Origin of the sequence: Delftia sp. CH05 (assembly GCF_009827015.1) — a bacterium.
Lineage (GTDB): Bacteria > Pseudomonadota > Gammaproteobacteria > Burkholderiales > Burkholderiaceae_C > Comamonas > Comamonas tsuruhatensis.
Genome location: NZ_WUMG01000004.1, coordinates 111483 through 123756, shown reverse-complemented (window position 1 = coordinate 123756; position 12274 = coordinate 111483). Strand labels below are relative to the sequence as shown.

At 68.0% G+C, this 12274-nt stretch carries 11 protein-coding genes; 3 read left to right on the top strand and 8 right to left on the bottom strand.

Features of this window, described 5'->3' with window-relative positions:
* Nucleotides 1–7: 7 nt before the first annotated feature.
* The 8 genes from rlmN to surE all read right to left on the bottom strand — a co-directional run bounded on the left by rlmN (nt 8) and on the right by surE (nt 7786).
* Nucleotides 8–1132 (bottom strand): 23S rRNA (adenine(2503)-C(2))-methyltransferase RlmN, encoded by a 1125-nt coding sequence (rlmN, locus tag GRX31_RS05615; RefSeq protein ID WP_017404144.1) that lies wholly within the window; start codon nt 1130–1132, stop codon nt 8–10.
* A 92-nt stretch (nt 1133–1224) separates the two neighbouring features.
* A complete protein-coding gene (ndk, locus tag GRX31_RS05610; protein ID WP_016447563.1) occupies nt 1225–1650 on the bottom strand; it encodes a nucleoside-diphosphate kinase in 426 nt (141 codons plus the stop codon).
* A 124-nt stretch (nt 1651–1774) separates the two neighbouring features.
* Entirely contained in the window at nt 1775–3172 is a 1398-nt protein-coding gene (locus GRX31_RS05605; RefSeq protein WP_061287453.1) for a pseudouridine synthase, read from the bottom strand.
* Complete coding sequence (gene scpB, locus GRX31_RS05600) at nt 3169–4086, bottom strand: SMC-Scp complex subunit ScpB (protein ID WP_160851823.1); 918 nt, start codon at nt 4084–4086, stop codon at nt 3169–3171. Before scpB ends, GRX31_RS05605 begins: the two co-directional genes overlap by 4 nt.
* Before the next feature lie 110 nt (nt 4087–4196).
* Entirely contained in the window at nt 4197–5279 is a 1083-nt protein-coding gene (locus GRX31_RS05595) for an RluA family pseudouridine synthase (protein WP_160851821.1), read from the bottom strand.
* Complete coding sequence (locus tag GRX31_RS05590) at nt 5279–6184, bottom strand: peptidoglycan DD-metalloendopeptidase family protein (protein ID WP_160851819.1); 906 nt, start codon at nt 6182–6184, stop codon at nt 5279–5281. The genes GRX31_RS05595 and GRX31_RS05590 overlap by 1 nt, the downstream gene beginning before the upstream one ends.
* Before the next feature lie 13 nt (nt 6185–6197).
* Nucleotides 6198–6986, bottom strand: coding sequence for a protein-L-isoaspartate(D-aspartate) O-methyltransferase (locus GRX31_RS05585; protein ID WP_016447568.1), 789 nt, complete (start codon nt 6984–6986; stop codon nt 6198–6200).
* On the bottom strand, nt 6983–7786 hold the full coding sequence (gene surE / locus GRX31_RS05580) for a 5'/3'-nucleotidase SurE (protein ID WP_160851817.1): 804 nt from the start codon (nt 7784–7786) through the stop codon (nt 6983–6985). The genes GRX31_RS05585 and surE overlap by 4 nt, the downstream gene beginning before the upstream one ends.
* A gap of 117 nt (nt 7787–7903) precedes the next feature.
* Here surE and GRX31_RS05575 point away from each other — a divergent pair, with 117 nt between their 5' ends.
* The 3 genes from GRX31_RS05575 to GRX31_RS05565 are packed head-to-tail and all read left to right on the top strand — an operon-like array spanning nt 7904 to nt 12236.
* Nucleotides 7904–8884, top strand: a complete 981-nt coding sequence (locus tag GRX31_RS05575) for an NADPH:quinone oxidoreductase family protein (RefSeq protein WP_016447570.1) — start codon at nt 7904–7906, stop codon at nt 8882–8884.
* Nucleotides 8885–8942: 58 nt separating this feature from the next.
* Nucleotides 8943–10541, top strand: a complete 1599-nt coding sequence (locus GRX31_RS05570) for a GGDEF domain-containing protein (protein WP_016451284.1) — start codon at nt 8943–8945, stop codon at nt 10539–10541.
* 60 nt (nt 10542–10601) lie between these two features.
* Nucleotides 10602–12236 (top strand): alkaline phosphatase D family protein, encoded by a 1635-nt coding sequence (locus tag GRX31_RS05565; RefSeq protein WP_160851815.1) that lies wholly within the window; start codon nt 10602–10604, stop codon nt 12234–12236.
* The last annotated feature ends 38 nt before the right edge of the window (nt 12237–12274 follow it).

Here is a 12274-nt window from a genome sequence, read left to right as displayed (position 1 = left end):
GGTCCTCTCAAGGCATCTGCTTGAGAACAATGGTGCGCTGCTTTGCCATGCGCTCGGCAGCGCGCGTGCGGTCCTTGACATCGCCAGCCAGCTGTCCGCAGGCTGCGTCGATGTCGTCGCCACGTGTCTTGCGCACCGTGGTCACAATGCCGGCATTGCTCAGCAGGCTGGCGAACTCCGTCACCCGCGCTGCAGGTGAACGCAGCAGGCCCGAGGCCGGGAAGGGGTTGAACGGAATCAGGTTGAACTTGCACCAGCTGCGGCCGTCGCCACGTGCGCGGACCAACTCTATCAGTTGGCGCGCATGCTCGGGCTGATCATTGACGCCATCGAGCATGCAATATTCGAACGTGATGAAATCGCGCGGCGCGAACTCCAGGTAGCGCTCGCAGGCATCGAGCAGCTCGTGGATGGGGTACTTGCGGTTCAGCGGCACCAGCGGGTCGCGCAGCTCGTCGTTGGGTGCATGCAGCGACACGGCCATGGCCACGGCGCAGTCCTGCGACAGCCTGTCGATCATCGGGACCACGCCCGAGGTGGACACGGTCACGCGGCGGCGCGAGAGGCCGTAGCCATGGTCATCCAGCATCACGCGCAGCGCCGGCACCAGGGCCGTGTAGTTCTGCAGCGGCTCGCCCATGCCCATCATCACCACGTTGGAGATGACGCGCTCGCCGCCCGTGCCCAGGCGCTTGCGCAGCGCATGCTCGGCATACCAGAGCTGGGCCAGGATCTCGCCCGTGCTGAGGTTGCGGCTGAAGCCCTGGTGACCCGTGGAGCAGAAGCGGCAGCCCACGGCACAGCCGGCCTGGGACGACACGCACAGCGTGCCCCGGTCATCTTCGGGAATGAAAACGGATTCGACGGCATTGCCGCCCCCCACGTCGAACAGCCACTTGACCGTTCCATCGGCAGACACATGCTCGGTCAGAACCGGCAGGGCCGTGATGTGGGCACGCGCCTTGAGCTTTTCGCGCAGGGACTTGGCCAGATCGCTCATCTGGTCGAAATCGCTGGCGCCTCGCTGGTGGATCCAGCGGAACAGCTGCGTGGCGCGGAAACGCTTCTCGCCGAGCTGTTCGCAATAAGCGGCCAGTCCGTCGAGATCAAAATCTAGCAAATTGGTATTCATGTCGGCAGGCCGGTGCCACGCCGCTCTCGGCTCTTCCGCGGCAGGCATGGCCTGCACCGGACAGACCATGACGGCCGCGGAAGACGCGGGGATCAGCGCGAGTAGACGTTCATGCCGGGGAAGAAGAATGCCACTTCCACGGCTGCAGTTTCAGCGGCGTCAGAGCCGTGCACGGCGTTGGCGTCGATGCTGTCGGCGAAGTCGGCGCGGATCGTGCCCTTCTCAGCCTTCTTGGGGTCGGTGGCGCCCATCAGTTCACGGTTCTTCAGGATGGCGTTCTCGCCTTCCAGGGCCTGGATCATCACGGGGCCGGAGATCATGAAGTCCACCAGGTCCTTGAAGAAGGGACGCTCCTTGTGGACGCCGTAGAACTGCTCGGCTTCGCCGCGCGACAGGTGCACCATCTTGGCGGCGATGACCTTCAGGCCGGCGGCCTCGAAGCGAGCGTAGATCTGGCCGATCACGTTCTTGGCAACGGCGTCGGGCTTGATGATGGAAAGAGTGCGTTCGATGGCCATTTGAATGGTTCCTAATCAGGGTTACTATGGATTTTTGTCAATTGGACAAAACCGTTGATTCTAGCTGTGCCATCAAAGTCCTTGATGACATGGTGCTGCCAAAGGGGAGGCTGACCGCCGTATTTCAGCGGCGCCCTCCCGGCTTGCGCTTGGCGTTCTGGCGTGCACGCGACAGACTGTCGGAGCCGATGTAGCCCACCGATGTACGCATCGGATCGGGCTGCTGGCTGCCGCCTGTCTTGCCACGCCCGCCTGCACCGCCCTGCCCTCTGCCCTGGCCGCCGTCCGCCTTGCCACCCTTGGCAGCGGGCTTGGCACGCGGGCCGTCCAGCATGGCATTGGGTGCCGGGCGATTGCCGTCGAAATAGCGGCCGCCGCCTTCGCGGCGGACGGTGTTGCGGTCGGCCGGGCCACCACGGCGGCCTCCGGCCGGAGGCTTGGGTGCAGCAGGCGCACGCGCCTGCATGCCTGCCGCGGAGGCCAGGGACTGGATGTCGGCCTGGTCCAGCTCCACCCAGGCGCCGCGCTTGAGGCCGCGCGGAAGCACCATGGCGCCATAGCGGATGCGGATCAGCCGGCTCACGGCATGGCCCACCGCCTCGAACATGCGGCGCACTTCGCGGTTGCGGCCTTCGGAAATGGTCACGCGGTACCAGCAGTTGGCGCCTTCGCCGCCGCCATCCTCGATGGAGCCGAAGGCGGCCACGCCGTCTTCCAGCTGCACACCATCGGTCAGGCGCTGCTTTTCTTCCTTGCTGAGCGCGCCCAGCACGCGGGCCGCGTACTCGCGCTCCAGACCGAAGCGCGGGTGCATCAGGGAGTTGGCCAGCTCGCCCGAGCTGGTGAACAGCAGCAGGCCTTCGGTGTTCAGGTCCAGGCGGCCAACGGACTGCCATTTGCCATGCTGCAGGCGCGGCAGCTTGCGGAACACCGTGGGGCGGTTCTGGGGATCGTCGTGCGTGACGACTTCGCCCACGGGCTTGTGATAGGCGATGACACGCGCCGGCGGCGGATCGATGCGAAAGCGGATGGGCTGGCCGTTGACCTTGATCTGGTCGCCGAACTGGATGCGCTGGCCCACGTGGGCAGGCTCGTTGTTGACCGAGATGCGGCCTTCAAGAATGAGCTGCTCCATTTCAAGGCGCGATCCCAGCCCGGCCTGGGCCAGCACCTTGTGCAGCTTGGGCGAATCGACCTGGGGCAGCAGTACGCGCTTGGCAGGCGCGGCATCGTCGCGCTCTTCGGCGGCGTCGAGCTCGCCCGAGATGACGTCCGCAAAACCGTAGCCTTCGGCAGACCCTGAGTCGCTTGACTCTGATGCATCAGCCGTCACCAGCTCCTGCTCGGTGTCTTCGGCAGGCACCGCCTCGGCGGCCGGGCGCGGCTTGCGCGCAGGCCTGGCGCCAGGCCGGGACTCGGCCTTGGGAGCGCGCGAGCGCGCGGGGCGGGCCTTGCGCTGTGCGCCAGCCTCGTCGGACGCCGGCTGGGCATCCTGGTCCTTGGAGATATCACTACCCGTCATGGCTTTCCTTCTTCGGCCTGCAGTGCAGCGCCGTCCGTATCCGTTGTGTCTGTCGTATCCGCGGTGTCCGCTTTTTCCGCTGTGTCTGCGGTCTGCGCAGCTTCTGCGGCACTCGCGGCATCTGTCCCATCCGGTGTCTCAGCCTCGCCCGAGGGCGCCTCTGGCAAGAGAGCGGCAAGGGCGTCGTCTTCACCATCCTCGACCAGCTCCGGCAGCTCCGTCTCATCGGCCTGCAACGGCACCTGATCCAGCAATTCCTCGCCCACGTCCTGCGCGCCGATGACCGGCGGCACTTCGTCGGGACCCCAGCCTTCGGTCGGCGGGGCGTCACCGGCTGGCGCACTCTCTTGCACCTCAGGCTCGCCCGACTCCTCCAGCGCCTTGAACAGGCTTTGCTGGGATTCAGGCTCCTCAAGCATGGGCAACTGGTCCAGCGACTGCAGGCCCAGGTCGTCCAGAAACTGGCGCGTGGTGGCAAACAAAGAGGGCCGGCCCACGGTTTCCCGGTGGCCAATCACCTCGATCCAGCCCCGGTCTTCCAGTTGCTTGATCAGCAGGCTGTTGACCGTCACACCACGTATGTCCTCGATATCACCGCGCGTCACCGGCTGACGGTAGGCGATGATGGCCAGCGTCTCCAGGGTCGCACGGGTGTAGCGTGGCGGCTTTTCAGGATGCAGCCGGTCCAGGTACACCCGCATCTCGGGCCGGCTCTGGAAGCGCCACCCGGACGCCACCTGTACCAGCTCCACGCCCTTTTGCGCCCAGTCCTTCTGCAGGTCCAGCAGCAGGTCCTTCAGCGTGTCGGAGCCCAGCACGTCATCGAACAGCGAGCGCAGCTCACGCAGCGTGACAGGCTGCGGCGCGCAGATCAATGCAGTTTCCAGGACCCGCTTGGCATCTACCGTATTCATGGCTCAGCGTCTCGGGAACAAAGGCGCGCGTGCCACCAGGGGTGGCAGCCAGGGTGCGCCGAATCAAAGAAGAGGAAGCAAGCGCTCCACAGATGCCATGCGAGAGATGGTCAGAGGCTTTCGGCGGGATTGTAGCTCAGCCCCCAATTTTCCAGCGCCTGCGCCATGTCGGCGGGCAGCGGCGCATGCAGCACCAGGGCCTGGCCCGTCATGGGATGGGTGAAGGCCAGCCGGAAGGCGTGCAGGGCCTGGCGCGTCATGCCGCCAGCGTCCTTGCCGCCGTAGACGGCATCGGCCACCAGCGGATGACCCAGAGAGGCCATGTGCACGCGGATCTGGTGGGTGCGGCCCGTATGCAGCGTGCAGCGCACCAGGCTGACTTCGTCGTTGCCGGCCAGCAGGTCGATGTCGGTGCGCGCGGTCTTGCCCGCATGCTGGGCCAGGTCGACCACGGCCATGCGCAGGCGGTTGCGCGGATCGCGGCCGATGGGCGCATCGACCTCGCGGTGCTTGCGCGGGCCCCAGGCCTTGTGGGCCAGCGCCAGGTACTGCCGGCTGACATCGCGTGCGGCGATCATGGCCACCAGCGCATCCATGGCGGCGCGGCTGCGCGCCACGACCATGAGGCCGCTGGTGTCCTTGTCCAGGCGGTGGACGATGCCGGCGCGCGGCACCTCGCGCGCCTTGGGGTCGCGCCCCAGCAGGCCGTTGAGCAGGGTTCCCGTCCAGTTGCCGGGCGCCGGGTGCACGACCAGGCCAGCCGGCTTGTTGACGACCAGCAGGTGCTCGTCCTCATGCACCACGTCCAGCGCCATGTCCTCGGGCTGGAAGGCCATGCTCTGCTGCGTGGGCCGCATCTCCAGCACCATGCGGTCGCCGGCCGCGACCTTGGCGGAAGGCTTGCCCAGCACACGCCCGTTGAGGGTGACCGCGCCCTGCGCAAGCAGCTGCTGCAGATAGCTGCGCGAGAACTCGGCCACGCATTCGGCCAGCACCTTGTCGGCGCGCAGGCCGTGCTGGGCGGGCGGCACGGTGATTTCGCGCAGCTCGGCGGCGGCGGCCTCGACCTCGCCACCTTCGGCGTCGGCCTCGTCCTGGTCCTCGACCGATTCCGGCAGCGGTTCGCCGGGCGCAGAAGAAACAAGCCCCTGCGGGGCAGGGGCTTGTCCGGTTTGCCTGGTGCTGCGGCTCATCAGCGCGAAGGCAGGTAGCGCGAAGGATCGACAGGCTTGCCCTGGCGACGCACCTCGAAGTGCAGCTTCACGCGGTCGGCGTCGGTGCTGCCCATCTCGGCAATCTTCTGGCCCTTGCGCACGGTCTGGTCCTCCTTGACCAACAGCGTCTGGTTGTGCGCGTAGGCCGTGAGGTAGGTGTTGTTGTGCTTGAGGATGATCAGGTTGYCATAGCCACGCAGGCCGGCGCCGGCATAGACCACGCGGCCATCGGCAGCGGCCATCACGGGGTCGCCGGCCTTGCCTGCGATGTCATAGCCCTTGTTGCGCGCCTCGTCGAAGCCGGCAATCAGGCTGCCCGAGGCAGGCCAGATGAAGTCCACATCGTCGGCGCCCTTGCCGGCTGCGGGTGCAGGAGCCGGTGCCGGGGTCGGCGCGGGTGCAGGCGTTGCGGTGGAGCTGCCAGACGATGCCGAGGATGCCACGGGCGGCAACGGCGTTGCCACCACCGGCGAGCCGCTGGGCGTGGAAGAGGAGGACGACGACGAAGAACGTGTGCTGCCGCTGTCCGAACTTGCCATGGACGAGCTGGTCGGCGGCACGACGCGAACCACCTGACCGACTTCGATCAGGTTGGGGTTCTCCAGATTGTTCCAGCGCGCGATGTCCTTCCAGCTCTGGCCGGTCTCCAGGCCGATGCGGATCAGCGTATCACCAGGCTTGATGGTGTAGTAGCCGGGCTTGCCGGCGTTCTCGACGCCGGGCAGCGGCTTGACGGCCGCCGATGGCGAGGAAGAGGTGGAAGTGGAGGTGGATGTTCCGCGGTCCTCCACGGGAGCCCTGTTCACTTGGGATGTGCAGCCTGCCAGAACCATGCCGGCCAGCACCACCGTTCCCCAAGCCCCAAGACTTCGCGATACCAACATAAGTTATTCCCTTCTAGGCGATGCCCGATTTTAGGGGGACAAAGTTCACGGCCTCCAAAATCGATTGCGTAAACCCGTGTGAACTCTTGTCAATCACCAGCAGTGCCTGCTTACCCCCCGTAACCACCATGGGCGCGACAAGCCGCCCGCCCACGGCCAGCTGGTCGCACCAGGCCGAGGGCATGCTCTCGCCGCCGGCGGCCGAGATGATGCCCGCGTACGGAGCGCCGCTGCCATAGCCTTCCATGCCGTCTCCAAAGATCAGATGGACATTGGTCAGGCGCCAGGGCCGCAGGTTGCTGCGCGCTTTCTCGTGCAGGCCGCGCAGGCGCTCGATCGAATAGACCTCGCGTGCCACGCGCGCCAGCACGGCCGCCTGGTAGCCGCAGCCGGTGCCGATCTCCAGCACGCGGCCCAGTCCCGACTTCGCGGCCTCCGAACCCAGCAGCAGCTCGGTCATGCGGGCGACCACGCTGGGCTTGGAGATCGTCTGGCCCAGACCGATGGGCAGGCTGGTGTCCTCATAGGCCTGGTTGACCAGGGCGCTGTCCACGAAGCGGTGGCGCTCCACCGCTCCCATGGCAGCGAGCACGGCCGGCGACTGGATGCCGGTGGCGGCCAGCCGTTGCACCATGCGCGCGCGCACGGCGGCCGAATCCATGCCGATGCCCGAGGGCTGTTGCGGGGCACGGGCGGCGGCGGTGGCCAGCGCGGAGCGCGCGGGCACCGCGCGCGAGGCCGGCGCAGGGTTCTGCACCGAGCGCGCCACCCACGAGGGAACTCCGGGACGGCGCTCGCTCACGGTTGCACCGCCCCGCCCTGGGCAGGCAGCACGGCCTGACTGGCCGATGCCAGCCTGGCCGCCGTCTGCGCCCAGTAGCCCAGGTTGTCATGGTCGGTCAGGTCCACCTTCAGCGGCGTGATAGACATGTGGCCGTGGGACGTGGCGTGGAAGTCCGTGCCCTCCGAGTCATCCATGGCCGCGCCTGCGCTGCCTATCCAATACATCATTTCGCCGCGCGGGCTCTCCTGGGTGATGACGCGCTCGGCCGCATGGCGGCGGCCCAGCCGGCACAGCTTGAGCGGCTTGAGCGCGGACAGCGGCATGTTGGGAATGTTCACGTTGAGCAGCCAGGGCGACAGGCCGATCAGTTCCTGCGACTGCATGTCCATGACCAGCTGGCGCGCGGCGGCGGCGGCAGCCTCGATCTCGGACCAGCCCTTGTCCACCTGGGAGAAGGCAATGGCGGGAATGCCGAAAAGAAAGCCCTCCATGGCCGCGCCGACGGTGCCCGAGTAGATGGTGTCGTCGCCCATGTTGGCGCCGTTGTTGATGCCGGAGACCACTAGGTCGGGCCGGTAGCCCAGCAGGCCGGTCAGGGCGATGTGCACGCAGTCTGCCGGCGTGCCGTTGACATAGCGGAAACCGTTGTGGGCCTGGTGCACGTACAGCGGTGCATTCAGCGTCAGGGCGTTGGACTTGGCACTGTTGTTGTGCTCCGGCGCCACCACCTCGACGTCTGCCACCGTGCGCAGCGCCTCGTACAAGGCCTGGATGCCGGGCGCCTGGTAGCCGTCGTCGTTACAAATGAGAATCTTCATGGATACAGCAGGGATTGCGGGCGATTGTAGGCGGGCGTCTCGTCGCCCGAGGGACAGGAGGCATTCCCGCCACACTCCTATCATCGGCCAGGCATTCAATCACAGGAGACAACCACCATGCACGCTTGGCTTTGCACAACGCCCACGGGCGTCGATCAACTGCAGTGGACGCAGCTGCCCACACCCGCACCGGGCCCTGGACAGGTACTGCTCGAAGTGAAGGCGGCCAGCCTGAACTTCCCCGATCTGCTGATCGTGCAGAACAAGTACCAGATGAAGCCTGAGCTGCCGTTCGTGCCGGGTTCGGAATACGCGGGCGTGGTCCAGGCCGTGGGCGAAGGCGTGAGCCACCTCAGCGTGGGCCAGCGCGTGGCCTGCCTGTCGGGCACCGGGGGCTTTGGCACCCATACGCTGGCACCGGCCGCGCTGTGCATGCCGCTGCCCGATGGATTCAGCTTCGTCGATGCAGCGGCCTTCATCATGACCTATGCCACCTCGCACCATGCGCTGATCGACCGTGGCCAGCTGCGCGAGGGCGAGACCGTGCTGGTGCTGGGCGCGGCAGGCGGCGTGGGCACGGCCGCCATCCAGATCGCCAAGGCGGCAGGCGCACGCGTGATCGCGGCAGCCTCCACCGACGAAAAGTGCGCGCTGTGCAAGGCCCAGGGCGCCGATGCCACCATCAACTACAGCCAGGGCGACCTGCGCGCGGCCATCAAGGAGGCCACCGACGGCAAGGGCCCCGACGTGGTCTACGACCCCGTGGGCGGCGACTTCGCCGAGCCCGCCTTCCGCTCCATCGCCTGGCGCGGCCGCTATCTGATCGTGGGCTTTGCCGCAGGCCCCATCCCGGCCCTGCCGCTGAACCTGCCGCTGCTCAAGGGCGCATCGCTGGTGGGTGTCTTCTGGGGCGAGTTCTCCCGGCGCGAGCCCAAGGCCAACGCGGCCATGATGCAGGAGCTGGCCCAGTGGTACGGCCAGGGAAAGATCAAGCCCGTGATCGACCGCACCATGCCCATGGCTGAGCTGCACGCGGCCTACGCACGCATGGGATCGCGCCAGGTCCAGGGCAAGCTGGTCATGGTCAACGAGCAGTGAACCGGGCGCCGGCCATGCCACACTGGAGGGCATTGCATTCTGAAACAACTGCCCCCCCATGGCCGAGCGCTCCGCTTCCGAACTGGCACGCGAAACCCTGCGGCAACTGGCGCTGAACCGCCTGCCGCCCACCCCGGAAAACTACACCCGCCTCTATGAGCAGGCAGCCGGCGAACCCGGCCCCGCCAGCTTTCCCCAGGGGCCGCTGCGCCACGTCCATGCGCTTTTGCCTGCGCAGACGCCCGGACAGAAGCGCCTGCGCGACCAGTTGGGCGCCGCCATAGAACGCAGCGACTGGCAGGGCCTGCAGCAGGTCATCACCGCCTATGCCAACGCGGCCCTGCAGCCGCCAACCCATGAGGCCAGGCCCGTGGAATTGCCCGTGCCGCCGCCCCTGCAGGCTTTGCCCGAGGATCTGACGCAGCAGCTGGCGCGGCGCTTCGAGGCCTTCTTTGCGCTGCTGAACACCCAGGAAGCCAAGACCCGGCAACTGCATCAGCAGCTCATGGAACAGCTGCAGGCACCGCCCGTGGACGCCAAGGCCCTGGCGCGGCGCCTGCATGACCAGCACTACCAGCTGTCGTTCTCCATTGCCGACCAGCTCCAGGTCCTGCAGTTGGTGCAGGAGCTGCTGCAGACCCTGATCCAGCATCTGGCCCAGGACCCCACGCACGGCAGCTGGCTGGTGCCGCAGCTCACGGCCATCGAGCAGGCCATCACGCCGCCGCTGTCACCCGCGCCCCTGGTGGATGCGCGGCGCGAGCTGCAGACCGTGATCCACCGGCGCATGCAGCTGCAGGACGGCATGGCCGCCGCGCAGCAGGCGCTCAAGGACATGCTGGGCGGCTTCGTCCAGCATCTGGCAAAGATCACGAGCAGCAACGAAACACTGGGCGCCCGCATGGAGGAAGCCGCGCGCCAGCTGGACGGCATCCAGCGCCTGGAGGATGCCGCCCCGCTGCTGCAACAGGTGCTGGAGGCCACCCGCACCATGGCCGCCGGCAGCCGCGTGGCCCAGGAAGAGCTGCAATCGCTGCGCAGCCATGTCGATGCCTGCGAGGCGCGCATAGAGGCCTTGCAGCAGGAACTGGACGAGGCCGCGCGCCGTGCACGCCACGATCCGCTGACCGGCCAGCTCAACCGCCTGGGTGTGAGCGAGGCGCTGGACCGCGAGGTGGCGCGCGCCCAGCGCCATGGCCAGCCGCTGAGCGTTGCCCTGCTCGACATGGACGGCATGCAGGCCCTCAATGCCGAGCTGGGGCATGCCACGGGCGATGCCGCCCTCATCCATGTGGCCCAGCTGGCACGCCAGGGACTGCGCCCCGAGGACGTGGTGGGCCGATACGAGGGCCAGGCCTTCGTGCTGCTGCTGCCCCAGACACCGGAGACTGCGGGCGCCCAGGCGCTGCAGCGCCTGCTGCAGCTGCTGGAGCAGACGCCTTTGCCAGCCTCTTCGCAGACGCCAGGCCAGCCGGCCCCCCGGCCATTGAGCTTCAGTGCGGGCGTGGCCCAGCTGCAAAGCCACGAAAACGGCATGGACGTGCTGCGCCGCGCGGATACCGCCATGCTGCAGGCCAAGGAGCGCGGCAAGCACAGCATTGCCACGGCATCAGGCGCACAATGGCAGCCAGTTGGAAATGCAGGCGCCGGCCTTTGATCCACCGAGGCCACGCTCCGTATCTCCCCGCTTTCTTGCGCCACCTGCCCCCGAACCGCCATGCCCCTGCCCTTCAGCGCCCCCGTCCCTGCACCGCGGCGCCAGTTTCTGGTCGCAGCGGGCCTGGCCACGGCGCTGGGCCAGTTGCCCGCCTGGGCCCGCCTGGGCGAGCGGCCTGCGCACAACCCCTTCACGCTGGGCGTGGCCAGCGGCGACCCCGAACCCGACAACGTGCTGCTGTGGACGCGGCTCACGCCGCCGCTTGCACAGCTGGGCGAGACCGACACCACGGCCATGCCTGCGCTCAAGATCCGCTGGGAGCTGGCGCACGACCCGCTGTTCCGCCAGATCGTGCGCAGCGGCGAGGCCATGGCCCAGCCCGAATGGGGCCACGGCGTGCATGTGCAGGTGGGAGGGCTGGCGCCTGACCGCTGGTACCACTACCGCTTCATGCTGGGCCAGGCCGTGAGCAGCACGGGCCGCTGCCGCACGGCGCCCGCGCCCGGCAGCATGTCCCAGCGGCTGCGCCTGGCCTATGCCTCCTGCCAGCGCTGGGAGCACGGCTACTACGCGGCCTGGCGCCAGGTGGTGCAGGACGCGCCGGACCTGGTGCTCTTCCTGGGCGACTACATCTACGAGTACGCCACGCCCGCCATGACGCTGGGCCTGGCCCGCACCCACAACCTGCGGGCCGCGCAAAGCCTGCAGGATTACCGGGACCGCTACGCCCTGCACAAGAGCGACCCGCTGCTGCAGGCAGCGCACGCCATGTGCAACTGGTCCGTGGGCTGGGACGACCATGAGGTGGAGAACAACTACGCCGGCGACCAGGGCCAGGGCGATGCCGGGCGCTTCCTGGCCCGGCGCATGGCTGCCTGGCAGGCCTTCTACGAGAACATGCCGCTGCGCGCCAGCGCGCTGACCGGCGCGGGCGCCCAGCATGGCGGCGGCGGGCTGCAGCTGTACCGCAGCCTGCAGTGGGGCCGGCTGGCCCGGCTGCATTTTCTGGACGGCCGCCAGTACCGCAGCGCCCAGGCCTGCCGCGCCGAGGGAGCGGCAGACAAGGGCAGCGTGCGCCCTGCGCAATGCGCAGCCCTGTCGGATACGGCGCGCAGCTTCCTGGGCTGGACGCAGGAGCAGTGGCTGTACCGCCAGCTGGCCGAAGATGCCCGCCAGCACGCAAGCGAGGGACCGCGCTGGAGCATCCTGGCCCAGCCCACCCTGGTGTCCACGCACCGGCCGCCCTCGGGATCGCAGGCCACGGACAGCTGGGACGGCTACCCTGCAGCGCGCCAGCGCCTGGTGCGCCACCTCACGCCGGGCGCCCAGCCCACGCCGCGCAACAGCGTGCTGCTGGGCGGCGACCTGCACCAGAACTATGTCTGTGCCGTGCACGCAGACCCCGAGGCCGCGCCCGAGCGGCGCAATCCCGTCGTGGCCAGCGAGTTCTGCAGCACGTCCATCACCTCGCGCAGCGGCACCACCCAGGCCAAGGTCGATGCCATCGTCGACCACAACCCGCAGGTGCTGTACGCACGCTGCGAGGAACGCGGCTACGGGCTGGCCGACATCACGCCCGAGCGCTGGACCAGCGAGCTGCGCGCCGTGGCCAACCCGATGCGAGCCGACAGCCGCATCTACACGCTGGCCCGCTTCACCGTCGAGGACAGGCGGCCCGGCCCCGTAGCCAGCTGACAGGGCACTGACGTAGGGCACGACCAAAGGGCACTTTC